The 24,743-nt window shown below is 60.0% G+C and carries 22 protein-coding genes; 7 read left to right on the top strand and 15 right to left on the bottom strand.

Features of this window, described 5'->3' with window-relative positions; genetic code table 11:
* Positions 1-27: 27 nt before the first annotated feature.
* Positions 28-2,427: a sensor domain-containing diguanylate cyclase gene (locus AC4PS7_RS10175; protein ID WP_042571953.1), complete on the bottom strand. Its 2,400-nt coding sequence runs from the start codon at positions 2,425-2,427 to the stop codon at positions 28-30.
* 199 nt (positions 2,428-2,626) lie between these two features.
* Positions 2,627-4,891, bottom strand: a complete 2,265-nt coding sequence (rlmKL, locus tag AC4PS7_RS10170; RefSeq protein ID WP_042571954.1) for a bifunctional 23S rRNA (guanine(2069)-N(7))-methyltransferase RlmK/23S rRNA (guanine(2445)-N(2))-methyltransferase RlmL — start codon at positions 4,889-4,891, stop codon at positions 2,627-2,629.
* 533 nt (positions 4,892-5,424) lie between these two features.
* On the opposite strand from rlmKL, the gene rmf reads away from it, so the two are divergent.
* Entirely contained in the window at positions 5,425-5,640 is a 216-nt protein-coding gene (gene rmf / locus AC4PS7_RS10165) for a ribosome modulation factor (RefSeq protein WP_002553055.1), read from the top strand.
* 227 nt (positions 5,641-5,867) lie between these two features.
* On the opposite strand, the gene AC4PS7_RS10160 is transcribed toward rmf, so the two are convergent.
* From AC4PS7_RS10160 to sctC, 5 genes are all read right to left on the bottom strand, one after another.
* Positions 5,868-6,887: a quinone-dependent dihydroorotate dehydrogenase gene (locus AC4PS7_RS10160; protein WP_010208511.1), complete on the bottom strand. Its 1,020-nt coding sequence runs from the start codon at positions 6,885-6,887 to the stop codon at positions 5,868-5,870.
* An 84-nt stretch (positions 6,888-6,971) separates the two neighbouring features.
* Complete coding sequence (locus tag AC4PS7_RS10155; protein ID WP_106119796.1) at positions 6,972-7,433, bottom strand: transglycosylase SLT domain-containing protein; 462 nt, start codon at positions 7,431-7,433, stop codon at positions 6,972-6,974.
* Positions 7,426-7,821 (bottom strand): winged helix-turn-helix domain-containing protein, encoded by a 396-nt coding sequence (locus AC4PS7_RS10150; RefSeq protein ID WP_187517041.1) that lies wholly within the window; start codon positions 7,819-7,821, stop codon positions 7,426-7,428. The genes AC4PS7_RS10155 and AC4PS7_RS10150 overlap by 8 nt, the downstream gene beginning before the upstream one ends.
* Positions 7,822-7,976: 155 nt before the next feature.
* On the bottom strand, positions 7,977-8,201 hold the full coding sequence (locus AC4PS7_RS10145) for a FliM/FliN family flagellar motor switch protein (RefSeq protein ID WP_010208506.1): 225 nt from the start codon (positions 8,199-8,201) through the stop codon (positions 7,977-7,979).
* A gap of 15 nt (positions 8,202-8,216) precedes the next feature.
* Complete coding sequence (gene sctC / locus AC4PS7_RS10140; RefSeq protein WP_492179391.1) at positions 8,217-9,668, bottom strand: type III secretion system outer membrane ring subunit SctC; 1,452 nt, start codon at positions 9,666-9,668, stop codon at positions 8,217-8,219.
* Between the two features lie 251 nt (positions 9,669-9,919).
* Here sctC and AC4PS7_RS10135 point away from each other — a divergent pair, with 251 nt between their 5' ends.
* The 5 genes from AC4PS7_RS10135 to cobA all read left to right on the top strand — a co-directional run bounded on the left by AC4PS7_RS10135 (position 9,920) and on the right by cobA (position 15,544).
* Positions 9,920-11,146 carry a CmpA/NrtA family ABC transporter substrate-binding protein gene (locus AC4PS7_RS10135; RefSeq protein ID WP_492179390.1) on the top strand — a complete coding sequence of 409 codons (1,227 nt, stop codon included), beginning with the start codon at positions 9,920-9,922 and terminating at the stop codon, positions 11,144-11,146.
* 13 nt (positions 11,147-11,159) lie between these two features.
* On the top strand, positions 11,160-11,735 hold the full coding sequence (locus tag AC4PS7_RS10130) for an ANTAR domain-containing response regulator (protein WP_457244136.1): 576 nt from the start codon (positions 11,160-11,162) through the stop codon (positions 11,733-11,735).
* A gap of 157 nt (positions 11,736-11,892) precedes the next feature.
* Complete coding sequence (locus tag AC4PS7_RS10125) at positions 11,893-13,104, top strand: nitrate/nitrite transporter (protein ID WP_010208500.1); 1,212 nt, start codon at positions 11,893-11,895, stop codon at positions 13,102-13,104.
* Positions 13,104-14,774, top strand: coding sequence for a bifunctional protein-serine/threonine kinase/phosphatase (locus tag AC4PS7_RS10120; RefSeq protein WP_457244137.1), 1,671 nt, complete (start codon positions 13,104-13,106; stop codon positions 14,772-14,774). Before AC4PS7_RS10125 ends, AC4PS7_RS10120 begins: the two co-directional genes overlap by 1 nt.
* 26 nt (positions 14,775-14,800) lie before the next feature.
* Positions 14,801-15,544 carry a uroporphyrinogen-III C-methyltransferase gene (gene cobA / locus AC4PS7_RS10115; protein ID WP_010208497.1) on the top strand — a complete coding sequence of 248 codons (744 nt, stop codon included), beginning with the start codon at positions 14,801-14,803 and terminating at the stop codon, positions 15,542-15,544.
* 61 nt (positions 15,545-15,605) lie between these two features.
* Here cobA and AC4PS7_RS10110 read toward each other — a convergent pair whose 3' ends face one another.
* From AC4PS7_RS10110 to ppsA, 8 genes are all read right to left on the bottom strand, one after another.
* Complete coding sequence (locus AC4PS7_RS10110; protein WP_010208496.1) at positions 15,606-16,586, bottom strand: OmpA family protein; 981 nt, start codon at positions 16,584-16,586, stop codon at positions 15,606-15,608.
* Positions 16,587-16,693: 107 nt separating this feature from the next.
* Positions 16,694-17,284, bottom strand: a complete 591-nt coding sequence (gene sigX, locus AC4PS7_RS10105) for an RNA polymerase sigma factor SigX (RefSeq protein ID WP_010208495.1) — start codon at positions 17,282-17,284, stop codon at positions 16,694-16,696.
* A gap of 87 nt (positions 17,285-17,371) precedes the next feature.
* Positions 17,372-18,196: a mechanosensitive ion channel family protein gene (locus AC4PS7_RS10100; protein WP_003175519.1), complete on the bottom strand. Its 825-nt coding sequence runs from the start codon at positions 18,194-18,196 to the stop codon at positions 17,372-17,374.
* Between the two features lie 2 nt (positions 18,197-18,198).
* Positions 18,199-18,444: a hypothetical protein gene (locus AC4PS7_RS10095; protein WP_010208493.1), complete on the bottom strand. Its 246-nt coding sequence runs from the start codon at positions 18,442-18,444 to the stop codon at positions 18,199-18,201.
* An 86-nt stretch (positions 18,445-18,530) separates the two neighbouring features.
* Positions 18,531-19,526, bottom strand: coding sequence for a zinc transporter ZntB (locus tag AC4PS7_RS10090; protein WP_010208492.1), 996 nt, complete (start codon positions 19,524-19,526; stop codon positions 18,531-18,533).
* A gap of 13 nt (positions 19,527-19,539) precedes the next feature.
* The gene (gene rraA / locus AC4PS7_RS10085; protein WP_010208490.1) at positions 19,540-20,031 is read right to left on the bottom strand and encodes a ribonuclease E activity regulator RraA; all 492 of its coding nucleotides are present in this window, start codon (positions 20,029-20,031) and stop codon (positions 19,540-19,542) included.
* Between the two features lie 188 nt (positions 20,032-20,219).
* Positions 20,220-21,209, bottom strand: a complete 990-nt coding sequence (locus AC4PS7_RS10080) for an alpha/beta fold hydrolase (RefSeq protein ID WP_492179389.1) — start codon at positions 21,207-21,209, stop codon at positions 20,220-20,222.
* A 106-nt stretch (positions 21,210-21,315) separates the two neighbouring features.
* Positions 21,316-23,691: a phosphoenolpyruvate synthase gene (gene ppsA, locus AC4PS7_RS10075; RefSeq protein WP_021491524.1), complete on the bottom strand. Its 2,376-nt coding sequence runs from the start codon at positions 23,689-23,691 to the stop codon at positions 21,316-21,318.
* Positions 23,692-23,869: 178 nt separating this feature from the next.
* On the opposite strand from ppsA, the gene ppsR reads away from it, so the two are divergent.
* Positions 23,870-24,688, top strand: a complete 819-nt coding sequence (ppsR, locus tag AC4PS7_RS10070) for a posphoenolpyruvate synthetase regulatory kinase/phosphorylase PpsR (RefSeq protein WP_003193298.1) — start codon at positions 23,870-23,872, stop codon at positions 24,686-24,688.
* Positions 24,689-24,743: the final 55 nt, after the last annotated feature.

Below are 24,743 nucleotides of genomic sequence, written 5' to 3'. Positions count from 1 at the left end.
CCGCTCCCACATTGGCCTGCGGCGGTCTCAAGCACGCAAGCGCTCGGCTTCCACCCGGTCCCTGCCCGCCAGCTTGGCGACGTACACGGCCGAGTCGGCGCGCAACAGCAGCCCGTCGATGCCTTCATCGACCCGCCAACTGGCCACGCCAAAGCTGGCAGTGACGATACCGACTGGGTCCATCGGCGCACTGCGCAGCGACGCCCATAATTCCATGGCCAGGCTGTAGGCCTGTTCGCCATCGGTGTGCGGGCACAGCACCATGAATTCCTCGCCGCCCAGGCGACAGAACACGTCGGTGCGGCGCAGGCGCTGGCTGATGCGCCTGCACAGTTCCTGCAATACGCCATCGCCGACGGCGTGCCCGTGCTGGTCGTTGATGCGTTTGAAGTGATCGATATCAAGCATGATCACCGACAAGTTTCCCGAAGTGCGGTTGAGCCTCACCATCTCCGCCTTGAGACGATCCTGGAAGTAGCGTCGGTTATGGATTCCGGTCAGGGAGTCGGTGATGGAGAGCGCACGCAGTTCTTCTTCCACCCGCTTGAGATCGGAAATATCCGACACGTACCCATGCCACAACGTACCGCCTGTAGGTAACTCTTCCGGGGTCGCTTCACCCCGAATCCAACGCAGGCCCCGCTGCGGCAACACCACGCGGTATTCCTCGCGCCAATGGCTCAACTGCAACGCTGACAAGCGGATCGAAGCACGCACCCGCTCCGCATCCAACGGATGGATACGCTCGAAGACCCGCTTCGCATCCTGCTGCAATATATTGGGTTCGATTTCATAGATGTCGCGCATGCCGTCGCTGGCATAGATGAATTTCCAGTTGTCCTGGGGTTCCAGGGTGAACTGGAAGATCCCTCCGGGCACATGGGCGCTGAGTTTTTTGAGCAGGCGGTCGCGGGCCGCCAATGCCTCGTAGGCACGTTTCTGTTCGGTGATGTCCAGGTAAATTGCCAGGTGGCCGATCCATAAACCATGGTCGTCCAGCAACACCGTGGCCAGCATGTTGACGGTCAACTGGCTGCCATCCTCGCGGATCAGGGTCCACTCGTGGGCTTCATGCAGGTTGTCAGGGCTTTCCACCAGCATGGCTTGGCTCGCCGGGATGCGCTTGCCCAACGCCATACTCAGGCTCGCCGAGCGCGCTTCCAGCTCCGCCGCCACGTGCAGGCTTTCCAGGGTGTGCGTGCCCACCACTTGCTCGGCCTTGAAGCCCAGCATCTGCTCGGCACCGGCGTTGAAGGTATTGATGACGCCGCGCAGGTCGGTGGCAATGATCGCCACCTGGGTCGCGGCATTCAGCACGCTGCGCAATTGGCCATGGGCGCCGCGCAACTCCTGCTCGCGCAGGCGCAACTGGGCAGTGCGCTGCTCCACCAGCTTCAATGCGCGCTGACGCTGGCTCACCAGCACATAGAGCAAAGCACTGAGGAGCAGGCTGAGCAGGCCGCCCATGAACAGGATCGTGTTCAGCGAGGAGTGGTTGGCATGGTCGAATACCTGGCTCGGGCGCAGATTCAGGGCATACACGTGGTCACCCAGCGTCAGACGACGTGCGCCGACAAGGTCGCTGTCGCCCACCACATTGCTGGACTCGAAGAGCACGCGCTTCTGCAGGTCGGACGTGTCGATGATCTGCATCACCAGGTTGTCCCGGTCGGGCTTGGGCAAACCGTCTGCCACCAGCTGGCGCATGCTGATCACGGCCATCACATAACCAAAGGGCTCGTGCTGGGACTGATCAGAAGTGCCCAGGTGGCTGACCGGCGCCACCAGTAAAACCCCAGTGGCATAGACCGGCTCCACCCCCACCAATTGCATGGGCTGGGACACCGCCAGCCTGCCGGTCTTTTGTGCACGCTCAAGGGTTGAACGCCGCAGGGGCTGGGCCAGAAGATCAAAGCCGAAGGGCGCGCCCAACAAGCTTTGAGTCTGGCTGTACAACACCGGTACGTATTCGTCGCGCTCGGGCGCTGGGGCCAGCTCACCGGCCGAATTCAACTCACGGATGACAAAGGGTGTGCCGAGCTGGCTGGATACGTCTTGCTCGAACTGGCTGCGCTGTTCGCGATACACCCGTGGCGCCCAGGAGTAAGCGCGGGCACGCAGCAACAGGGGCTGGGCAAACCCGTCGAATTCTTCGCGGGACACAGTGTCGGAGTTGACGAAGAAGCGCCGCAGGCTGTTCAGCCGTTGCTCCTGGTCTTCGAAACGCTCCTGCAGGCGGGTGTAGCGCTCATTGACCAGCAACTGAAAGCGCTGGCGCACCTGCTGCTGATAGAGGTCGGAAGCTGCCCAGGCGACAATCGCCGTCAAGGTAAACCCTGCCAGTAACACCACTATTGCCACCAGCCAAGCCGACGCCTGCTCACTGATAAAGCCTAGGATTTTCGGGCGGACGGCTTGCAACGGCATAGGCAACACTCACAACGCCAGCGTGCGGGGGTGTCACTTTGGCTGGACCTTAAGTTATAGCCATCAGCCCCGTATTTGACCAGCCAAAAGAACTGTAGGAGCGAGCTTGCTCGCGAATAACTTGAAGACGCCGCGTTTATTCATGAAAACGCGTCGACAGTGAGTTTTTCGCGAGCAAGCTCGCTCCTACAGGGGGCGATCAGCGTGCGGTGATTTTCCATGCCCGATGGATCTTCGCATTGCGCGCAAAATCCGGGTCGATGGTCTTGTCGCTGATTTCCTCGACCGCATAACGTTCGCTGAGGTTGTCCTCCAGCGCGAACTTGCGGAAGTTGTTCGAGAAATACAGCACGCCGCCCGGTGCCAGGCGGGCCATGGCCAGGTCGAGCAACTGCACGTGGTCTCGTTGCACGTCGAAGATGCCTTCCATGCGCTTGGAGTTGGAGAAGGTCGGCGGGTCGATGAAGATCAGGTCGAACTCATCGCGGCTGGCCTCCAGCCACGCCATCACGTCACCCTGCTCCAGGCGGTTCTTGTCGGAGAAACCGTTGAGAGAGAAGTTGCGACGCGCCCAGTCCAGGTAGGTCTTGGACAGGTCGACACTGGTGGTGCTGCGTGCACCGCCCTTGGCCGCGTGCACACTGGCGGTCGCGGTGTAGCAGTACAGGTTGAGGAAACGCTTGCCGGCCGCTTCTTTCTGGATGCGCAGGCGCATCGGACGGTGGTCGAGGAACAGGCCGGTGTCCAGGTAGTCGGTGAGGTTGACCAGCAACTTCACGCCGCCTTCGCTGACTTCAGTGAACTTGCCCTGCGCACTCTGACGCTCGTACTGCTTGGTACCGCTCTGACGCTCGCGACGCTTGACCACCACGCGGCTCTTGTCGATGTTCAGCGCTTGGGGAATCGCCGCCAAGGCATCGAACATGCGCGCGGAGGCTTTTTCCGGATCGATGGATTTCGGCGCCGCGTATTCCTGCACGTGCACCCAATCGTGGTACAGGTCGATCGCCATGGAGTATTCCGGCATGTCGGCGTCGTACACACGGTAGCAATCCACACCTTCGCGCTTGGCCCACTTGCCTAGCAGCTTCAGATTTTTTTGCAGCCGGTTGGCAAACATCTGCCCGCCCTCGCTCAGGCGCGCCTGCTCGACGACAGGGGCCGGTGCGGGTTTGATCGGGTTGCCGTTCTTGTTGTACTGGCGCTCCTGCGGCTCAGCCGGGGCTTGATCGTAAGCGGCTTGCTCACGCTCAGCCTGGCGCTGCTCCGGGGTGCGACGCTCGCCGGTGACGAATTGGTCCGGATTGACCTTGATCAGCAGCAGCTTGCACGGCAACGCGCCGTTCCAGAACGAATACTGTTTGTGGCTGCGAATGCCCATGCGCTTGCCCAGGTCCGGCGCGCCAGTGAACACCGCCGCCTCCCAGCCCATGCACGCCTGGCGCAGACGCTCGCCGAGGTTCTGGTAGAGGTACAACAGGCTGGCTTCGTCACCCAGACGCTCGCCATAAGGCGGGTTACAGATGACCAGGCCTTTCTGGTTCTGGTCCGGGCGTGGCTCGAAGGTGCCGACTTCGCCCTGGTACACCTTGATCCAATGGCTTAAGCCTGCGCGCTCGATGTTGTTGCGCGCAGGTTGGATCAGCCGTGGGTCGGCTTCGTAGCCACGGATCCACAGCGGCGGCTTGTTCATGCCGACGGCGGCGCGTTCAGCCGCTTCCGCGTGCAGTTTCTTCCACAGCGCCGGGACGTGCCCAAGCCAGGTGGTGAAGCCCCACAGTTCACGATTCAGGTTGGGCGCCATGTCGGCGGCGATCATTGCGCCTTCCACCAGGAAGGTGCCCACGCCGCACATCGGGTCGCTCAGCGCGCCGCCTTCAGCAGCAATGCGCGGCCAGCCGGCACGGATCAGGATCGCGGCCGCCAGGTTTTCCTTCAACGGTGCAGCACCCTGCTGCAAACGATAACCACGCTGGTGCAGGCTGTGGCCGGACAGGTCGAGGGACAGGATCGCTTCGCCACGGTCCAGGCGCAGGTGGATGCGCAGGTCCGGGTTGATCTTGTCGATGGACGGGCGTTCGCCGGTCGGCGTACGCAGCTTGTCGACGATCGCATCCTTGACCTTCAGCGCGCCGAAGTGGGTGTTGTCGATGCCCGAGCCGTGGCCGCTGAATTCAACCGCCAGGGTACCGTCCGGCACCATATGGTCGGCCCACTCGATGTCCAGGACGCCGTGGTAGAGGTCTTCGGCGTCCTTCATCGGGAAGCGCTTGAGTACCAGCAGCACGCGGTTGGCAAGGCGCGACCAGAGGCACAGGCGGTAGGCGGTTTCCATGTCGGCCATGCCGCGCACGGCCGAGGTGTGCTCACGGGCTTCCTCAAGGCCAAGCCCGACGGCTTCCTCGATCAGCAGGCCTTCGAGGCCCTTGGGGCAGGTGAGGAAGAGTTCAAAACGGTCCGACATGGGGCATTCCAGGCTTTTCAGCAATAAATGAACGGGCGACGCATCGCCGGCTCGGTTTTCAATCAAGCACTTTTCTTGAAGAGTGCTCGCGTGGCACGAATGTGCCGTCCCACCCCTTTCCAACAGGCGCTTGGGCCTTTATTGACGGGGCAGATAAACAATTAGCCGTAACAAAAAGAAATATTCCGACCCTTCGTCGAATAATAACCGACTGCAACGGGCGGGTATTCTCACTAAAGGATTAAACCCATCCTCTATGCAGGGTGCATCATAGCTGGCTTTGCCCAACAAATGGGGCGAAAAGCCATCCCAGCTTATGGCTATAGCATCGTTATCGTTACGTGCTTATGACAAAACGATCATTGAATCCATGTGACCTATTGGTTAGAACTCAACACAGGTTGGCGCCGTAACGACGCCGACACTCAGGCTCGCCACGCCGGCAGCGAGCCCACCAACGGCAGAAAAACTCTGCCCGGCCTCAGACGAGGCCGAAGGATATCAAGACAGTCAACAAGTGAGGGAAACACCCTATGAGAAGACTTAAGCGTGATCCGTTGGAAAGAGCATTTTTACGCGGATATCAATATGGCGTTCATGGCAAATCCCGTGAGCTTTGCCCATTTACTCTACCGTCGGTACGCCAAGCCTGGATCAACGGCTGGCGAGAAGGACGCGGCGACAACTGGGACGGTATGACTGGCACTGCGGGCATCCACAGACTCAACGAACTTCACGCCGTCGGCTAATCAAGGGCAATTAATTCCGACATCACCATTTCTGAATATGTAACGACTTACCATGCACGCCCCATCCGGGCGGCGGGCTTCGGCCCAGGGGGCTCCTTAATGGAGCCCTTTTTATTGGCTGGAGAATAATCTGTGTGGGAGCGGGCTCACGAAAGCGGTAGGTCAGCCAGCCTATCTGTTACTGAATCACCGCTTTCGCGAACACGACCACTCCGACATGAGAAGCATCAGCGCAGGGCGGCAATCGCATCCACCGACTGGCGGATCAGGGCCGGCCCTTTGTAAATGAAACCGGAGTACAACTGCACCAGGCTGGCACCCGCGGCGATCTTCTCGGCCGCGTGCCTACCTTCGGTGATGCCACCGGCGGCGATGATCGGCAAGCGTCCAGCCAGTTCGGCGGCCAGCACCTTGACGATATGAGTGCTTTGCTCGCGCACCGGAGCACCCGACAGACCGCCCGCCTCGTCACCATGGGCCAGGCCTTCGACACCTACGCGGCTGAGGGTAGTGTTGGTCGCAATCACCGCGTCCATGCCCGAATCCACCAGGGCCTGGGCGACCAATACGGTTTCTTCGTCGCTCATGTCCGGGGCAATCTTGATGGCCAGCGGCACGCGCTTGCCATGGCGCACGGCCAGGTCTTCCTGGCGCTGACGCAGGGCTTCGAGCAGTTGCTTGAGCGAGTCCCCGAACTGCAGGCTGCGCAGGCCCGGGGTGTTGGGCGAGCTGACGTTGACCGTGACGTAGCTGGCGTGGGCGTAGACTTTGTCCAGGCAGATCAGGTAATCGTCGACGGCACGCTCGACCGGCGTATCGAAGTTCTTGCCGATATTGATACCGAGGATGCCCTTGTACTTCGCCGCCTGAACCCGCGACAGCAGATGATCAACGCCCAGGTTGTTGAAGCCCATGCGGTTGATGATCGCCTCGGCTTCCGGCAGGCGGAAAATGCGCGGCTTGGGGTTGCCCGGCTGCGGTCGCGGGGTCACGGTGCCGATTTCGACGAAACCGAAACCCAGCTGTGCAAAGCCATCGATGGCCGCGCCGTTTTTATCCAGGCCAGCCGCCAACCCGACCGGGTTGGGGAAATCGAGCCCCATCACCGAGACCGGCATTTTCGCCGGTGCCTTGCATACCAGGCCATTGAGCCCCAGGCGTCCACCGGCACCGATCAGGTCCAGGGACAGATCGTGGGAAGTTTCCGGGGAGAGTTTGAACAACAGCTGGCGGGCCAGGGTATACATGGGTGGGCTAGACTCGAAGGCGGCGAAAGGTGGCGGCGATTATAGCCGGGGTGACAGGGCACGCGCGAGGCGTGAACCTCAATGTCAGTAACGGTGCGCGACCAACTGCTCGTAATACGCCCAGATTTTCTGTGCATATTGCAGGCGCAGCGCCTCACGCTCGGGCCCGCCGCCTGTTCCCACGTTATAGGAACCCACAGCTGTCCAGTTGTAACCAAAACGCTGAATGAACTCGGCCAGGATCGAAGCCCCCACCTCAACCGACAAGCATGGCTCATTGATCAAGCGGTCCTCGGTAATACCTTGCTTGAGCAGACGTGGCAGATGAATGCTGTTGATCTGCATCAGCCCGATGTCCCGGGTGCCATTACGGTTGGCATGATTCATCGCTTGCGCACGATTACCCGACTCCACGACGGCGATTGCTTGCAGCAACTCCGGCTCGATTTGGTAGTGGCTGGCGGCCTCCTCCCAGCAGTAGGCCAACGCCTGATTACTGACCATCACAGCGCCCAGCAACAAGCCCTTCCTCCAGAACCTAGCCACGTTTCAACACACCCTGGCTGACGTGGCCGCAGGCCGAACACACTTGTTCCGCACAACCCGACACTGTGCTCACCGGACAGATAAAGCGATACCCCCGGCCGTAGATCGTCTTGATAAACCCCTTGTCGGCACCGAGGTACTTGCGCAGCGAATAAATGCAGCGCGTCAACGACTCCTCGGCAACCTCCCCCTGCGGCCAGCCCAGTTCCAGCAAGCGATCCTTGGTCATCAAGGCACCACCAGACACCAACAATAGCCGCAACACCTGCCATTCCTTAGGGGGTAACTGCACATCCGACCCTTCACCCGTCAGGCGACCGTGGTCATGCAGCTTCCAACGCGCAAAAACCAGGGTAATCGTCGCCCCTCCATCATCCTTGACAGCCATTGCTACCCCGACCTCCGACTAATGACATTGACGTCCTCATTCCAATCACTGGCCCATGTGCCCATGTCACCACTGTAAAAACCTGCCTCATGGCTCGCCCTAGGAAAAAACCCATACATCAGGCGGCGTTTGAAAAAGCACTGTAGGAGGTTTCGCTACCCTGCTCCTCCAGGCAGCCACGTCTGATACACCTCATGCAGTTCAACCCCTAGCCGGTCCTCTAACTGCACCAACTCGCCCAACGCCAGTAATTGCCCATTCACCCGAACCTCCACGCAGTGGATGATCTCTGGCATCAACGGCAACACCTTTCCGGGCGCAAAGGCTGCCAGGCGCCTGCGGCTGATCAGTTGTTCCTGTAGAAGAATTTCCAGATGCATGGGTTAACACCTTGTTTACGGTGAGACATCGCGCTGCGGCCTTACAAACGCACGCTGGACACGCTCATATTGCGCCGCAGTCATGGGCGGTGGTCCTCCCGCCTCTTCCAGCCCCTTCGACTCACTACCCACCGCCGTGGCCTGGATCACAAACAGGCGCGCCTGGGCCGGACGACCAGCCCCCCGCCCTTCTGATTCCCGTTGAAACGCCCCCAGCCACAGGCGCCTGGCCTGAGGCACTCGGACCACGCTGTTGATGCCGACTTGCCTCACCGCCGCGTTTTTCTCACGCTGGCTCGCCTCACTCATCAGGCGCCCTTCTTCCACCTCAAGACGCATCTCGATCTGGTTAGCCTCGACAAAACGCGGCAGTACGCTGACCTGGGTGCCATAACGCAGCGGTTTCCAGTCAGCGCGATCATCTCCGCGGGGTGGCAGGTAAAACGTATGGTTGTCCTGGAACACCGCCGGCACATTCTCCTGAGTGAGGATCACCGGCAGGGTCGTTACCTTCGCTCGTCGACGGCTCTCCAATGCACCGACCTTTGCCATAAGGTGGCTATCGTCCAAAGGAGCCAGGACTCGCGTGGTCGATGCCTTCGTTTCTTCGTCCCAGGCCAGGCCCAGCTTCTTCAATTCTTCGCGCTCAACATCCACCAGCCACAGCGAGACCTCGATCGCTCGCTTGGGGATGTCGAGTTCCGCCACCAGTTTCTGGATGAAGTTCACCTGGGCCGGCTTGCCCTTGATCAACAGACTGTTGCTATCCGGGTAAGCGATCACGCCGAGGCTCTTGTCCGAGAGCAACCCCTTGTGTTCGCCGGCCAGGAAGGTTTCGATCATCGACGCCATCCCCGGCACGGTGACCGGGTTAGCGCGCGTACCGTACTGCCGGTCTGCCACATCGGTATTGAGCACCTGGACGACGGCAAAGGACTGAGCGCCTACCCGCAACTCCGCTCTTTGCCGGTCCATCAACTGGGCCAGACGCAGCACCTGATCGATGTAATTCGGTGGACCGGACACATAGAACGTGCGCGCTCCGCTTTCCCGCAAGGGATAGCGTGACTCATCGAGGCCCGAGCGGCGCATGAGGCTACGCAGCCTGTCGACGGAAATGTGTCGCAAGGTGACCGCAGAGTTTTTGGCTTCGCCCGCGTCATAGACGTACAGCGCCTGCCCGTCGCTGTACCAGATCAACCCTTGTTGAAGTGCAAGCGCCTCCAGGGTCTGTTGTGGCGCATTGAAATCCAGGGCGGCGCTGAGACGTTTGCGTGCGACTTCGCGACTGACGACGATGGGTAACCCCAGTGGCTCCGAGAGTGCGGTGAGCACCGTGTACAGACTTTCGTCCTGAGCCTGGTAAAGCGTGCCCCAGGCCAGCGCACTTCCCAGCAACAGCGCAGAAAACAGCATCCAACGGCAGTACCGGCGGAAGGAAATCGTCGCGAGAAAGTCGGCGTGCACCGTGGGGAGTTCCTGGGTGATCGGGCATTGAAGGTGTGGCCATACTGAGAGCCCGCCCGCTTTCAATCTTGATGAAAAGTTGATGACTTTCCAGGCCCACTCACCCGTGGCATGTGCCTTGCTATGAACTCTGTATCAGAGCACGCGCCAATGGCGGAGCGAGCTTACGGACAAAGGCGTCGTTACCCGCATTGGCTTACACCGCCATCTGAGGGAACGACGCTTTTTTTTGAAAGAAAAGGTAGGTGTTGATGAACGATTCGGATGGCAACAGCCCGATGAACGACCCGCTGGCCTGGGTCAACGGCAGTGATGCACCGGAAAAAAGCAGTCTCGACCTGGGCTTCATGGCTTTGAGCGACTGCGCCTCAATGGTGGTGGCAGCCACCCAGGGCTTCGCTCAACCCTACGGCCTGACCTTGAACCTCAAGCGCCAAACGTCCTGGGCCAACCTGCGCGACAAACTGGTCAGCGGCGAGCTGGACGCCGCCCACAGCCTGTACGGGCTGATCTACGCCGTGCACTTGGGCATCGGCGGTGTCGCCCCCACCGACATGGCCGTGCTGATGGGGCTCAACCAGAACGGCCAGAGCATCAACCTGTCCCGCGGCTTGCAGCAACAAGGGGTGATCACTCCTGAGGCACTGGATCGCCACGTGCACCAAAGCCGAACAAAACTGACCTTCGCCCAGACGTTTCCCACAGGCACCCACGCCATGTGGTTGTATTACTGGCTGGCGAGCCAGGGCATTCACCCGTTGCAGGACGTGGACAGCGTGGTGGTCCCGCCGCCGCAAATGGTTGCGCACTTGCAAGCCGGACGCATCGATGGTTTTTGTGTCGGCGAGCCCTGGTGCGCCAGCGCGGTAAAGCAGAACCAAGGGTTTACCCTGGCGACGACCCAGGCGATCTGGCCGGATCATCCGGAAAAGGTGCTCGGCTGCACTCAGGCTTTCGTGGACCAGTATCCCAACACTGCACGCGTGCTGGTGATGGCGATCCTGGAGGCCAGCCGCTTTATCGAAGAAAGCAGCGAAAACCGCCGCTCCACCGCACAATTGCTCAGTGGCCGCGAATACCTCGACGCCCCGCTTGACTGCATCGAGCCGCGCCTGCTGGGGGCCTATGACGACGGCCTGGGCAATCACTGGCAGGATCCCCACGCGCTGCGATTTTTTGCCGACGGTGAAGTGAACCTGCCCTACCTCTCTGATGGCATGTGGTTCATGACCCAGTTCCGGCGGTGGGGTCTGTTGCGCGAAGACCCCGACTACCTCGGCGTTGCGCGCCAGGTGCAGCAACTGCCGCTGTATCGCCAGGCCGCCGATGCGCTGGGTATCGCCACAAAACACCCGGACATGCGCAGCAGCCAACTGATCGACGGCAAAGTCTGGGACGGCTCCGACCCCGCCGACTATGCCCGCAGTTTCCGCCTGCACGCCCTGGCCGATACCACCCACCGCCAAGCCTTGCGCTGACAGGAGGACGTCCATGCTGCGAATCCTGCTGATCAACGACACGCCGCGCAAAGTAGGCCGACTCAGGACTGCGCTGATCGAAGCCGGTTTTGACGTCATCGATGAGTCGGGCCTGACCATCGACCTGCCCGCGCGCGTCGAAACGGTGCGCCCGGATGTGATCCTGATCGATACCGAGTCACCGGGCCGCGATGTAATGGAGCAAGTGGTGCTGGTCAGTCGTGACCAACCCCGGCCCATCGTGATGTTCACCGACGAACACGACCCGAACGTGATGCGCCAGGCGATCAAGTCCGGCGTCAGCGCCTATATCGTCGAAGGCATCCAGGCCCAGCGCCTGCAGCCGATCCTTGACGTGGCCATGGCCCGATTCGAAAGCGATCAGGCCTTGCGCGCGCAGCTCCACGCGCGGGACCAACAGTTGGCCGAGCGCAAGCGCATCGAGTTGGCCAAGGGCATGTTGATGAAAATGAAGGACTGCAATGAGGAAGAGGCCTACACCCTGATGCGCCGCCAAGCCATGAGCCGCCAGCAGAAACTGATTCAGGTGGCAGAGCAGATTATCGCCATGAGTGAGCTGCTTGGCTGATGTGGCGCAGCTCTTGCTAAGGATTGATCACAGGTAGCCAACGGCGGTTGCCCCTCCACGACAAAGACGTCGCACACCCGGTTTGCTCACGCGAACCCGGTGGCGGCGTTTTTTCGTTTTGGCCTTCTTACAAGACTCCCAACCGTTGAGGTGCGTGATGAAATCAAGCTTCTGGAAATCCGGGCACACCCCGACCCTGTTTGCCGCGTTCCTGTATTTCGACCTGAGCTTTATGGTCTGGTACCTGCTGGGCCCACTGGCCGTGCAGATTGCCGCCGACCTGCACCTGACCACTCAACAACGCGGCCTGGTGGTCGCTACACCGATTCTCGCGGGCGCGGTGTTGCGCTTTCTGATGGGCATGCTGGCGGATAAGCTGTCGCCGAAGACGGCCGGCCTGATTGGCCAGGTGATTGTCATCTGCGCCCTGTTCGGCGCCTGGAAACTTGGGATCCACAGCTACGAACAAGCGCTGTTGCTGGGCTTGTTTCTCGGCATGGCCGGTGCATCGTTTGCGGTCGCACTGCCGCTAGCCTCCCAATGGTATCCGGCGGAACACCAGGGCAAAGCCATGGGCATCGCGGGCGCGGGCAACTCCGGCACGGTGTTCGCCGCGTTGCTGGCACCGGTATTGGCGGCCGCCTTTGGCTGGAGCAACGTGTTCGGCTTCGCGCTGATCCCCTTGGTGCTGACCCTGATTGTCTTTGCCTGGCTGGCGCGCAATGCACCAGAACGGCCGAAGGCCAAGTCCATGGCCGACTACTTCAAGGCCCTGGGCGACCGTGACAGCTGGTGGTTCATGTTTTTCTACAGCGTTACCTTTGGGGGCTTTATCGGCCTGGCCAGCGCCCTGCCCGGTTATTTCAACGACCAATACGGCCTGAGCCCGGTGACCGCTGGTTACTACACCGCCGCCTGTGTGTTTGGCGGTAGCCTGATGCGCCCACTGGGCGGCGCGCTGGCGGACCGCTTCGGCGGGATCCGTACGCTGCTGGGCATGTACAGCGTGGCGGCGATCTGTATCGCAGCGGTGGGTTTCAACCTACCGAGTCCCGTTGCTGCGCTCGCGCTCTTCGTCTGCACCATGCTGGGTCTCGGCGCAGGAAACGGCGCAGTGTTCCAACTCGTACCGCAGCGTTTCCGCCGTGAAATCGGCGTGATGACCGGCCTGATCGGCATGGCCGGCGGTATCGGCGGCTTTGCCTTGGCGGCGGGCATGGGTGCAATCAAGCAAAGCACCGGCAGCTATCAGCTGGCGTTGTGGTTGTTCGCCAGCCTGGGCGTGCTGGCCTGGTTCGGCCTGCACGGCGTGAAGCGTCGCTGGAGAACCACCTGGGGCTCGGCTGCCGTCACGGCTGCGCGGGTCTGATGAGCCTGCAACTGAGCGTCGCCCAGGCCAGTGTCATCGGCCCACGGACGGAAAATCAGGACGCGCTGCGGGTGGTCACGCCTGTGGCCGAACTGGCGGCGAGCAAAGGCTACTTATGTGCCATCGCCGATGGGGTGAGCCAGTGCGCCGACGGCGGCCTGGCTGCGCGCTCGACCTTGCAGGCGCTGGCCCTGGACTACTACGCCACGCCGCAAACCTGGGGCGTGGCCCAGGCCCTGGAGCGGTTGCTACTGGCACAGAATCGCTGGCTGCAAGCCAATGGCGGTGGCCAGCCTCTGTTGACCACCCTGAGTGCGCTGGTGTTTCGCGGCCAGCGTTTTACCCTGGCGCATGTCGGCGATTGTCGGGCGTATCGTTGGTTCGACGGCCAATTGCAGCGCATCACCGAGGATCACGTGTGGGAGCAACCGGGCATGCAGCACGTGCTCAAGCGCGCCCTTGGCCTGGATCAACATCTGGTGGTGGATTTTCTCGACGGTCAGCTGCGTGAAGGCGAATGTTTCCTGTTGGTCAGTGATGGCGTGTGGGCAACCCTGGGTGATCCCTGTATCCAGACGATTTTGCGCGAACAAACAGACATGGAATTGGCGGTCAACACCCTGGTGAATGCCGCGCACCTGGCAGGCAGCCAGGACAATGCCAGCGCGCTGCTCGTGCGTATCGACGCCCTCGGCGCAGCCACCCTCGGCGATGCGCTGGTGCAGTTGCAGCAATGGCCACTGCCGCCCTTGTTGAAAACCGGGCAACACTTTGAAGGCTGGCAGGTGGAAAGCGTATTGGCGCAGAGCCGGCAGTCATTGCTCTACCGCGTGCGCGATGCCCAGCAGCAACCCTGGCTGCTGAAAACCCTGCCCTTGAGCCGCGACGATGATCACGACGCCGGCCAGGCCTTACTGTCGGAGGAATGGTTTCTGCGGCGGGTTGCGGGGCGGGCGTTCCCTGAGGTCCATGCCGGTAGCGGGCGTCAGCATTTGTATTATGTGATGCGTGAGTATTCGGGCGAGACCCTGGCCGAACTGTTCCAGCGTCAAGGCCCACTGCCCTTGGCACAATGGCAGGCAATAGCCGAACGTCTGCTGCGGGCCGTGGGCATTTTGCACCGTCGGCAGATCCTGCATCGCGACCTCAAGCCCGAAAACCTGCTGCTGGGGGAAGACGGCGAATTACGTGTGTTGGATTTCGGCCTGGCGTATTGCCCAGGCCTGTCTGAAGACCACGTCCATGCGCTGCCCGGCACGCCTAGCTTTATTGCACCTGAAGCCTTCAACGGCGAGCGTCCTACGACTCAACAGGACTTATACAGCGTAGGCGTAACCTTGTATTACCTGCTGACCGGACATTACCCCTACGGCGAAATCGAGGCCTTCCAACGGCCCCGGTTCACTCAGCCTGTCAGCGCCAGCCGCTACCGCCCCGACCTGCCGGATTGGCTTCCCCTCAGCCTGGAACGGGCCGTGGCCGCCCATCCAGCCCATCGCTATGAAACCGCCGAAGAGTGGTTGCGCGTGCTGGAACAGGCTGACCGGCAGGAACTGAGTGTTCGCCCCAAGCCATTGCTGGAGCGTGAACCCTTGAAGGTCTGGCGCACGCTGGCGCTGCTTTCGCTGTTGATCAATCTGGTGCTGTTGTACTTACTCTTTCACCGCTGATGTCATCCCTGGACGAGGAACACCCTATGAATGCAAAAGTCTGGCTGGTGGGCGCGGGTCCGGGTGACCCGGAGTTGCTGACCCTCAAGGCGGTACGCGCCCTGCGTGAGGCCGATGTGGTGCTGATCGATGACTTGGTCAACCCGGCCGTGCTGGAACATTGCACGAACGCGCGGGTGGTCACCGTGGGGAAACGCGGTGGCTGCCGGTCGACCCCGCAAGATTTCATCCACCGGCTGATGCTGCGCTATACGCGCCAGGGCAAGTGCGTGGTACGCCTCAAAGGCGGCGACCCGTGCATTTTCGGACGCGGCGGTGAAGAGGCGATGTGGTTGCGTGAACGGGGCGTCGAGGTGGAGTTGGTCAACGGCATTACCGCAGGGTTGGCAGGCGCGACGAATTGCGCGGTGCCACTGACCTTGCGCGGCGTGAGTCGGGGCGTGACGCTGGTCACGGCGCATACCCAGGACGACAGCAGCCTGAATTGGCGTGCGCTGGCAGAAGGTGGGACAACCCTGGTGGTGTACATGGGCGTGGCGAAGCTGGAGGAAATTTGCCAGCAACTGCTGGACGGCGGGATGGCGGCGGATATGCCAGTGGCGATGATCGAGAACGCATCGCTGCCCCAGCAAAGGGAATGTCGCAGCGCGCTGTGGCGTATGCACGAAGATGCACAGGCATTTGCCTTGAAAAGCCCGGCCATCCTGGTGATTGGCCGTGTTGCAGCCCCAGGCCAGGCCGCTTGCCTCGCTCAGGCCGTGAGCGCCTGAGGCAAATCACAGGCGAAAAAAAAGCCCGGCCTAAGCCGGGCTTTTTTCTACCACTCAGTAATTACTGAGCTTGAGCTTCAACCGACGCTTCTACGCGACGGTTAACAGCGCGACCAGCTTCAGTTGCGTTGTCAGCAACTGGGCGGGACTCACCGTAACCTACTGCGGTGATACGGCTAGGAGCAACGCCGTCTTTAACCAAGACTTGCTTAACAGCGTCAGCACGACGCTGGGACAGCTTCTGGTTGTAAGCGTCTGGACCTACGGAGTCAGTGTGACCAGCAACTTCTACGTTGGTAGCTGGGTACTGAGCCATGAAGTCGGCCAGGTTTTTCACGTCGCCGTAGCTGTTAGGCTTAACAACGGATTTGTCGAAGTCGAACTTGACGTCCAGCTCAACACGAACAACCTGAGCAACTGGAGCTTCTGGCTCTGGAGTTGGCTCTGGAGCTGGTGCTGGGGTAGGAGCTGGAGCAACTGCGCCAGCGTTACCGCCGAAGTTCACGCCCAGGCCGACCAGTGCGGAGTAGTCCCACTTGCCGTTGTCCAGACCGTAGTCAGCTTCAACACCGGCACGAGCGTACAGGTTGTTGGTGAAGTAGTACTTCACGCCAGTACCAACGGTAGCGAAGGTAGTCTGGTCGCGACCGCTGTGGCCGTCAGCTTGAACGTTGGTACGGCTCTGGTGGCCGAAACCGCCCTCTACGTATGGACGCAGGCTGTCTACGCCAGCTTGACCGAAGTGATACTGGGCAACCAGGCTGCCGGTATCGCCTTTGATCTTCTGGTTACCAGTACCGTCGTTCGAACGGGTGTGGTTGGTCTTGTCGTAGGACAGGTTCAAGGACAGGTCGTCGGTCAGGAAGTAACCGATGCGAGCGCCAGGATTGAAGCCGTCTTCGATGTGCTTGACGCTATCGTTGTACTGCTTCTTGTAGAACAGCTCGCCTTCAACTGCGCCTTGGCCTTGTGCCAGAACGCCGAAAGAAGTAGCGGCAATAAGAGAACCAATGGCCAAGCCCAAGGTGTTTTTCAGTTTCATCCGTTAAATCCCCATCTGGTGATTGTAAAGCAGTCCCACAAACCGGGGGACAACTCGGCGACAAGTCTAACAGAACTTGCCTACACGTAAGAGATATTTGCCACGCACTAAGTTTCAGTCTCGCCCGCAAATTTCTCACGTAATTTATCAAGAGCACGTTTGTAACGCATTTTTGTAGCACTCAAACCCATGTGCATGATGTCAGCGATTTCCTGGAATTCTAGCTCTGCGACAAATCGTAGCACCAGAATTTCCCGGTCAATCGGGTTCACATACACCAACCAGCGATCAAGTCCACCCTTCTCCTCGGGTGCCGGCGCCTTTTCTTCAGACGCCTCCTCAAGGGGGTCAAGACTCAACGCGTCCATCAAGCGACGCTTTCGCCGTTCCTTCCGATACTGCGTGATGCACTCGTTGTACGTGATGCTGTATAGCCATGTCTTGAACTTCGATTTGCCCTCGAAGTTCTTCAGGCCGTACAGCACCTTGAGCATCACTTCCTGACAGACATCATCCGCATCTCTATCGTTCCCTAAATACCTTGAACAAACGTTGAACAAAGTGCGTTGATATCTGCGCATCAATTCTTCGTACGCGCGAGTTACGTGAAACAGCTCCGTGTGCGAGCGCGCGACCAACTCCTCATCAGAGAGCTCACGGGGGTCATAGCGCGTGGACAACGTTTGGGCTTTATTCAAAACAAGTCGTGCCGACAGTCAGGTCAATGTCCGCCACAACCCGGTCAGCCGGGCCAGCGGCGGCGTACATTAGCAGGGTTTGCCGGTTTAGCGGCTACTGACCTGCTGCTCCAGGAGAATCCGATTGGACAGCGACACCAGGTCTCCGTCATCGGTCAGCACCGTCGTCTTGACCGTACCGATCTCCTCAATTTGCCCTTCGACCTCGCCCACACGCACCTGTTGCCCAACCTGATATAACTCACGCACATAGATTCCCGCAAGAATCTGACCGGCAATTTCCCGGCTTCCCAAGCCCATGGCCAGCGCAACGGCCAGACCAACGGTAATCAAAACGATCACAATCACATGGTTGAGCAGGTCAGTCTTGACCTCCAACTGGCTGATCGCGACCGAAATACTGATGATGATCACCAGTCCCTGGGCGATTCGTCCCAGGCCGGCAGCATAATCCAAACCCACGCCTTCGGCAGCGCCGCGCACCAGCCCATTGGCCAGTTGCGCCAGCAAAACACCTACCAGCAATACCAGCGCGCCGCCGAAAACCTTCGGCAAATACAGCGCCAGCATGTCGAGCGTAGCTGAAACTCGCTCAAGTCCAAGCGATTGAGCCGCAGAAACCAGAAAAATCAGCAAAACAAACCAATAAACGATCTTGCCGATCAAGGTGGAGATCGGCACCTGCAGCCCTGCGCGACCCAGCAGCTTGGTCAGGCCGGTGCCTGCCATCAAGCGATCCAGGCCCAGTTTTGCGAGCAATTTGGACAGCAGGGTGTCAAGCAACTTGGCCACGACAAAGCCCAGCAACACCAGCACCAGGGCACCAAACAGGTTGGGAATGAAATTCGCCACCTTGGTCCACAATGCGGTCATCGCGGTGACCAGGCTCTGGGTCCAGAGATCAAGTTCCATATTCAATCAGCCTTATCAGCAGTGCGAGCAAGAGATTTACGACGGGACACGGGCGATACATGGGCCGAACCATTGTTCAGGGCCATCATCAGCGCCGGCACCCAACGGCCGAGCAGACCGAACAGGTCACCCGCCCCCACCTGACGGTTGGCGGTTTTCAACACGCGGCCCAGGCAAGCATCGTCGTCGCGGTTGGACGGCGAGGCATTGAGCATGTCACGCAAAGACTGTTCGAACGGATCGTGCATAAAAACCTCTCGCAAGTGTTTTAAAAGACGAGGGTAAAATTATTGGGGTCACATACGCCCCTTCCTACGTTCAGGTCATATTCAGCTCAAACCCAGCGCAGTCGTCGAAAAAGCCACCATTGTCCGAGCGCCACCGAGACCATTAACAGGCACGCAACCATGAATCCATAGGGGCTGGAGGAGAACGGAATCCCCCCCACATTGATCCCCAGCAGACCGGTCAAAAAACTCATCGGCAGAAAGATCCCGGTGATGATCCCGAAGCGGTACATGGTGCGATTCATGCGCACGCTCAAACGCCGGTCTTCAGCCTCCAGCACAAGCCCCACGCGCTCTCGGGTCAATTCGAGCTCTTCCAGATAGCGGGTCAGGCTGTTGTTCAATTCGTTCCAGTAGTCGGCATCGTCGTCACAGAACCACGGCAATTTGATCCGCGTGAGCTGGGCAAAAATATCCCGTTGCGGCGCCAAAAATCGCTTCAGCCCTGCGGCTCGTCGACGGATCTGCAGCACGCTGCCATGTTCCGGGGTATACCGTTCGTCGGTATCGAGTTTTTCTTCCTCTGCGTCGACGATTTCAGACAGGTCGGAGACCAAATCCTGCACTTTATTGGTCAGGTACTGCGCCATATAAAGGATGAGTTCCGACGCGGTCTTAGGCCCCTTGCCGTCCGCCAATTGCACCAACAGCTCGTCAGTGGCGCGCAACGGCCGCAGGCGCAGGGAAATAACGCGGCTGGCGGCAGCAAAGATGCGCACCGAGACCATGTCTTCCGGCTCTGCACCGGGGTTGAGGTTGACCCCGCGCAGGAACAGCAGCAATTCGGAGTCCGGCAGCGCCAACAGGCGCGGGCGGGTGTTCTCCTCCAGCAACAAGTCACAGGCAAATTCGCTCAAGCCGCTGGATTTGCGCAGCCAGGTCTGGGTTTGCGGGTGACTGCGATCCCAATGCAGCCACAGGCTTTCCTGGGGCTGCAGTTGCAATTCGTCGAGCTCAGTCCGGGCAATCGAACGCGCACCGCCTTTACCGTCCAGCACCAGGGCATGCACCAGGCCCCATTGCGCGTTTTCTTCCTCGAACATCCTTACCCCTGTCTTATTCAGGCATTTTCAGCGGGCTGGGGGAAACGATCACGCCATTGTTATCGGCGTAGATGTATTCACCCGGACGAAAGGTCACACCTGCGAACGTGACGACCACGTTCAGGTCGCCAATACCGCGCTTGTCAGTCTTCATCGGATGGCTGGCGAGGGCCTGTACGCCCAGATCTGTCTGGGCAATGACGTCAACATCACGGATGCAACCGTAGATCACCAGCCCTTCCCAGCCGTTCTTCGCCGCTTTCTCGGCGATCATATCGCCCAGCAGCGCGCGACGCAGGGAACCACCGCCGTCGACCACCAGCACCTTGCCGGCACCCGGCTGATCGGCTTGTTCCTTGACCAGGGAGTTATCTTCGAAACACTTGATGGTGACGATCTCGCCGCCGAAGGAGTCCCGGCCGCCGAAGTTGCTGAACATCGGTTCGAGCACCTGCACCAGGTCTGGGTAGGCGTCGCACAGGTCGGGGGTCACGTAATGGTTCATTGAAAAATTCCTTTCTGTCAAAGAAGTGTCTTTCGAAAGAAGCGCCAGCCCAAGCAGGTGCGAAACATCCCATCCGCCTCGCCGCAACGCAATAGCCACTGCGCGACTGAATATGACCAGAAGCGTTTAACGCGTCATATCTTAGCCGCAACCACACACAAGCGAAACGCCCTTGGCAGAGCACCGCCTCAAACCGCGGCCTGCACCTCGGCCTGTGCGCCTGACAGCGGTGTGAGCGGATCTTTCAGCCACTGCGCCACCAACGGCCACACTTCGGACTGGGCAGCCTTGCTGACGAGCATCTCCACATGCCCGAAATCCCCGGTAAAGCCTTGTTGTCGGCCCAGGCACAGGTACTGACGGTGCTCGGAGCCCATTTGCTCGAACAGCTTGCGACAGGCCCAGTCGGGGTCTTGATGATCCCCGGCTGCGCTGACGGCCAACAGCGGCACATCGACCTCGGCCAAGCCTTTCCACCAATCATTCTTGCCTTCGCCAAAGCGGCCAAACAGGCCATTCCAGCGCATAGCTTCGATCATCACGCCCGCCGGTTCGTCCTCGGGGCCCCGCTTCAGGCGCGAGCCAGAGACCTCGCCGAAGCGTTTCAACAGCAAGCGGCCTGTCCACTCCACCGGTGGCAGTTTCAACGGCCAATGAGTGCGACTGACCTGGCAGCCAAACAGCGCCACCGACGCCACAGCCGGCGCACCAAGGTGCTGCCCGCCAAGAGCGGCCGCCAAGCTGGTACCGCCCAGCGAATGGCCGATCCAATGGGGAATCTGCCCGCTTTGCTCACGCACGAATGCGCCGATGGCCGGCAAATCGTAACGCGCATAGTCAGCGACGCGGTTGCGCGCGTAGTCATGATTGCGCTTGGACAGGCCATGGCCGCGCATTTCCGGGATCCAGACATCAAACCCCTCGCGCGCCAAGTAAGCGCCCAGGCCGATACCCTTGGGCGAGTACCAGAAACGCCGATTGGAAAAACTGCCATGCAACAAAATGACCGGGATGCCCCGGTTTTCCGGGACATCGGCCAGGCCCAAACGGGTAACCGCCAGCTCGACGGTGCCGTCGGGACTGTTACCGGGTTTGAGCCGGTACACGTCTTCACTCAGGTCGCCACGACGTTCAGCGCTGATCAGGGCGACGGGAAACAGGTTGCTGCTGCTTTGCATAATGCTCTTGCACAAAAAAGGGCGGCGTCCAGAAGGAATTCCGCCCTGCACAGATAAGAATGCCGGTCACCCACAACGGGTGACCGGCACTTTTGACGTGACGGTCTTAGGCGGACGCTTGGCCTTCCGCCAGGAAGAACCAGGTTTCCAGCACGGAATCGGGGTTCAGCGAAACGCTTTCGATGCCCTGCTCCATCAGCCATTTGGCCAGGTCAGGGTGATCGGAAGGGCCTTGGCCGCAGATACCGATGTACTTGCCGGCCTTGTTGCAGGCCTGGATGGCATTGGCCAGCAGCTTCTTGACCGCAGGATTTCGCTCGTCGAACAGGTGCGCAATGATCCCGGAGTCACGGTCCAGGCCCAGGGTGAGCTGGGTCAGGTCGTTGGAGCCGATGGAGAAACCGTCGAAGAATTCCAGGAACTCCTCGGCCAGGATGGCGTTGGACGGCAGTTCACACATCATGATTACGCGCAGGCCGTTTTCGCCACGGGACAGGCCGTTTTCAGCCAGCAAGTCGACCACTTGGCTCGCCTCGCCCAGGGTACGCACGAACGGCACCATGATCTCGACGTTGGTCAGGCCCATCTCGTTGCGCACACGCTTGAGGGCGCGGCATTCCAGTTCGAAGCAGTCGCGGAACGCTTCGCTGATGTAACGCGAGGCGCCACGGAAACCCAGCATCGGGTTTTCTTCTTCCGGCTCATAGAGCTTGCCGCCGATCAGGTTGGCGTATTCGTTGGACTTGAAGTCCGACAGGCGCACGATGACCTTTTTCGGGTAGAACGCCGCCGCGAGGGTGCTGATGCCTTCCACCAGTTTCTCGACGTAGAAACCTACCGGGTCGTTGTAGCCGGCGATGCGCTTGTCGACGCTTTCCTTGATGTCCAGCGGCAGGCCGTCGTAGTTCAACAGGGCCTTGGGGTGCACGCCGATCATGCGATTGATGATGAACTCCAGGCGGGCCAGGCCCACACCGGCGTTCGGCAACTGCGCGAAGTCAAAGGCGCGGTCCGGGTTGCCGACGTTCATCATGATCTTGAACGGCAGGTCCGGCATGGCGTCGATGGAGTTTTGCTTGATATCGAAGCCCAGCTCACCTTCGAAGATGAAACCGGTGTCGCCTTCGGCACAGGAAACGGTGACGCCCTGGCCATCTTTGAGCAGTTGGGTCGCGTTGCCGCAGCCCACGACCGCAGGAATCCCAAGTTCACGGGCGATGATCGCCGCATGGCAGGTACGCCCGCCACGGTTGGTGACGATGGCGCTGGCGCGCTTCATCACCGGTTCCCAGTCCGGGTCGGTCATGTCGGAGACCAGTACGTCGCCTGGCTGGACTTTGTCCATCTCGGACACGTCCTTGATGATCCGCACCTTGCCGGCACCGATACGCTGGCCGATGGCACGGCCTTCCACCAGCACAGTGCCGGTTTCTTTGAGCAGGTAGCGCTCCATGACATTGGCCGAGGTACGGCTCTTCACGGTTTCCGGACGGGCCTGCACGATGTACAGCTTGCCGTCGTCACCGTCTTTGGCCCACTCGATGTCCATCGGGCACTTGTAGTGCTTTTCGATGATCATCGCTTGTTTGGCCAATTCGCTGACTTCAGCGTCGGTCAGGCAGAAACGCGCGCGTTCAGCCTTGTCGACTTCAACGGTTTTCACCGAGCGACCGGCCTTGGCCTCGTCGCCGTAGATCATCTTGATGGCCTTGCTGCCCAGGTTGCGGCGCAGGATGGCCGGGCGGCCCGCTTCGAGGGTGCCCTTGTGTACGTAGAATTCGTCGGGGTTGACCGCGCCTTGTACGACGGTTTCGCCCAGGCCGTAGGCGCCGGTGATGAACACCACATCACGGAAGCCCGATTCGGTATCGAGGGTGAACATCACGCCGGCGGTGCCGGTTTCCGAACGCACCATGCGCTGCACACCGGCAGACAGGGCCACCAGCTTGTGGTCGAAACCCTGGTGTACGCGGTAGGAAATGGCGCGATCGTTGAACAGCGAAGCGAATACTTCCTTGGCCGCGCGGATCACGTTTTCCACGCCGCGGATGTTCAGGAAAGTTTCTTGCTGGCCGGCGAAGGAGGCGTCCGGCAAGTCTTCGGCGGTGGCCGAGGAGCGCACGGCAACGGCGACGTCCGGGTTACCGGCCGACAGCGTGGCGAAGGCGGTGCGAATTTCTTCGTTGAGCTTCTCTGGGAACTCGGCTTCCATGATCCATTGGCGGATCTGGGCACCGGTCTTGGCCAGGGCATTGACGTCATCGACGTCCAGGGCGTCCAGCGCGGCGTGGATCTGAGCATTGAGGCCGCTCAGTTCGAGGAAATCGCGGTAAGCCTGGGCCGTGGTGGCGAAACCACCGGGCACCGACACACCAGCGCCTGCAAGATTACTGATCATCTCGCCGAGGGATGCGTTCTTGCCCCCCACGTGCTCTACATCATGGACGCCGAGCTTATCGAGGGAAACTACGTACTCTACCAAGGTGATCTCTCCACTAACTGTGTTGGAAAAGCTCAGGACGCCGGCTGCTCAGTAGGAGCGAGTACCAGCGCTTGTGGCCTGGACCTGGAAAATAAGTGAGAATGCGGCCCACTGCGGGACGGCAAAATCGCGCCTATCATATCCAAGATTCGCCATCAGCTTAAGGCCCAGGGCTCAAATGAAACGATCTGCTTTCTTTATCTCCGACGGCACGGGCATCACAGCCGAAACATTGGGTCAAAGCCTGCTCGCGCAGTTCGAAAACATTACCTTCGCCAAATTTACGCGGCCGTACATCGACAGCGTGGATAAAGCGCGGGCCATGGTACAACAAATCAATCTGGCGGCTGAAAAAGACGGTTTTCGTCCGATCATTTTCGACACCATCGTCAATCAAGACATTCGTGAGATTCTCGCAACGTCGAATGGTTTCATGATCGACATTTTCTCGACATTCCTGGCGCCACTGGAACAAGAGCTGAGTGAGCATTCGTCGTACTCGGTAGGAAAGTCCCATTCCATTGGGCACAACTCCAACTATATGGAGCGTATCGAGGCGGTGAACTTCGCCCTCGACAACGACGACGGCGCCCGCACCCACTACTACGACAAGGCCGACCTGATCCTGGTGGGCGTGTCCCGCTGCGGCAAAACGCCCACCTGTCTGTACATGGCCATGCAATTCGGCATCCGCGCGGCAAACTACCCGCTGACCGAAGACGACATGGAGCATTTGACGCTGCCGGCCGCCCTGCGTGCGCATTCGCATAAGCTGTTTGGGCTGACCATCGACCCGGACCGGCTGACGGCGATCCGCAATGAGCGCAAGCCCAACAGCCGGTATTCCAGCTATGCACAGTGCGAGTTCGAAGTCCGCGAAGTAGAAAATCTGTTCCGCCGCGAGAATATTGCGCATATCAATTCCACGCATTTTTCGGTGGAAGAGATTTCCGCGAAGATTCTGGTGGAGAAAGGCGTGGAGCGTAGATTCAAATAGTTGTGTCGTCCGGACCGGCCCTTCGCAGGCAAGCCAGCTCCCACATTTGACCGTG

This window comes from Pseudomonas sp. DW-iso3 (assembly GCF_058725305.1).
Note: the sequence above shows the minus strand (reverse complement) of the source record. Positions and strands in the feature narration are given on the sequence as shown.

Bases quoted from the DNA above. Each gene is read 5' to 3' on its own strand.
- AC4PS7_RS10125 (WP_010208500.1), top strand. From the start codon at position 11,893: ATGAAATCAAGCTTCTGGAAATCCGGGCACACCCCGACCCTGTTTGCC.
- AC4PS7_RS10090 (WP_010208492.1), bottom strand. From the start codon at position 19,526: ATGTTCGAGGAAGAAAACGCGCAATGGGGCCTGGTGCATGCCCTGGTG.
- AC4PS7_RS10100 (WP_003175519.1), bottom strand. From the start codon at position 18,196: ATGGAACTTGATCTCTGGACCCAGAGCCTGGTCACCGCGATGACCGCA.
- AC4PS7_RS10130 (WP_457244136.1), top strand. From the start codon at position 11,160: ATGCTGCGAATCCTGCTGATCAACGACACGCCGCGCAAAGTAGGCCGA.
- AC4PS7_RS10080 (WP_492179389.1), bottom strand. From the start codon at position 21,209: ATGCAAAGCAGCAGCAACCTGTTTCCCGTCGCCCTGATCAGCGCTGAA.
- AC4PS7_RS10095 (WP_010208493.1), bottom strand. From the start codon at position 18,444: ATGCACGATCCGTTCGAACAGTCTTTGCGTGACATGCTCAATGCCTCG.
- cobA (WP_010208497.1), top strand. From the start codon at position 14,801: ATGAATGCAAAAGTCTGGCTGGTGGGCGCGGGTCCGGGTGACCCGGAG.
- AC4PS7_RS10160 (WP_010208511.1), bottom strand. From the start codon at position 6,887: ATGTATACCCTGGCCCGCCAGCTGTTGTTCAAACTCTCCCCGGAAACT.
- rlmKL (WP_042571954.1), bottom strand. From the start codon at position 4,891: ATGTCGGACCGTTTTGAACTCTTCCTCACCTGCCCCAAGGGCCTCGAA.
- AC4PS7_RS10120 (WP_457244137.1), top strand. From the start codon at position 13,104: ATGAGCCTGCAACTGAGCGTCGCCCAGGCCAGTGTCATCGGCCCACGG.
- AC4PS7_RS10150 (WP_187517041.1), bottom strand. From the start codon at position 7,821: ATGGCTGTCAAGGATGATGGAGGGGCGACGATTACCCTGGTTTTTGCG.
- AC4PS7_RS10110 (WP_010208496.1), bottom strand. From the start codon at position 16,586: ATGAAACTGAAAAACACCTTGGGCTTGGCCATTGGTTCTCTTATTGCC.
- AC4PS7_RS10135 (WP_492179390.1), top strand. From the start codon at position 9,920: ATGAACGATTCGGATGGCAACAGCCCGATGAACGACCCGCTGGCCTGG.
- ppsR (WP_003193298.1), top strand. From the start codon at position 23,870: ATGAAACGATCTGCTTTCTTTATCTCCGACGGCACGGGCATCACAGCC.
- AC4PS7_RS10145 (WP_010208506.1), bottom strand. From the start codon at position 8,201: ATGCATCTGGAAATTCTTCTACAGGAACAACTGATCAGCCGCAGGCGC.
- AC4PS7_RS10175 (WP_042571953.1), bottom strand. From the start codon at position 2,427: ATGCCGTTGCAAGCCGTCCGCCCGAAAATCCTAGGCTTTATCAGTGAG.
- rraA (WP_010208490.1), bottom strand. From the start codon at position 20,031: ATGAACCATTACGTGACCCCCGACCTGTGCGACGCCTACCCAGACCTG.
- rmf (WP_002553055.1), top strand. From the start codon at position 5,425: ATGAGAAGACTTAAGCGTGATCCGTTGGAAAGAGCATTTTTACGCGGA.